At 60.8% G+C, this 924-nt stretch carries 1 protein-coding gene; it reads left to right on the top strand.

All coding sequences use genetic code 11. The annotated features are described in order from the left end of the window. Positions 1-903: IS630 family transposase (locus GD1_RS24025; protein WP_059040038.1), on the top strand; the 903-nt coding region annotated here is incomplete at its 5' end. Positions 904-924 lie beyond the last annotated feature (21 nt).

Below are 924 nucleotides of genomic sequence, written 5' to 3'. Positions count from 1 at the left end.
CGGGCCTGGCGGAGCCGGTTCGGCGAGGACGGTTTGGCCGGTCTGGGTGTGATTCGCAAGGGCCGGGGTCGACGGTCGTCGATCAGCGCGGAGACGGTCGCCGAGATCGTGCGGTTGACCACGACCACGACACCGCCGGGGCAGACGCATTGGTCGTGTCGGACGATGGCGCAGCGAGTGGGGGTGAGTTCTTCTACAGTGCAACGGATTTGGTCGGATCTCGACGTGAAACCGCATCGAGTCGACACGTTCAAGGTATCCAATGACCCCCGATTCGAGGAGAAGCTGATCGATGTGGTCGGGTTGTATCTGAACCCGCCGGAGAAGGCGATCGTGCTCTGTATGGATGAAAAGTCCCAGATCCAGGCATTGGACCGGACCCAAGCGTCGCTGCCGATGGTTGCCGGTCGCGCCGGGACCATGACCCACGACTACAAACGCAACGGCACGACCACCTTGTTCGCTGCGTTGGACGTGCTCACCGGTACCGTGATCGGCCAGTGCCTGTCGCGTCACCGGCACGAGGAGTTCATCACGTTCCTCAACACCATCGACCGTCAGGTCCCGGCCGGGTTGCAGGTGCATCTGATCCTGGACAACTACGCCACCCATAAACACCCGAACGTGCAGAAATGGAGGAAGCGGCACAAGCGGTTTCATTTCCATTTCACCCCGACCTCATCATCGTGGCTCAACCAGGTAGAGCGCTGGTTCCGCGAGCTGACCGACAAGAACATCCGCCGCGGGATCTTCCCCAGCGTGCCCGAGCTGATCGCCAGTATCGAGTCATACATGCACGCGCACAACGACAATCCGAAGCCCTACGTATGGACCGCCACCGCCGAATCCATCCTCGCCAAAGTTGCCCGCGCACGCGCAACACTCGAACAAGTAGCCAACTAATTCAGAGACACACCACTAGGG

This window comes from Gordonia desulfuricans NBRC 100010 (assembly GCF_001485495.1).
Taxonomy (GTDB): domain Bacteria; phylum Actinomycetota; class Actinomycetes; order Mycobacteriales; family Mycobacteriaceae; genus Gordonia; species Gordonia desulfuricans.
The sequence above is the reverse complement of the archived record's forward strand: the minus strand, read 5'-3'. Positions and strand labels throughout refer to the sequence as shown.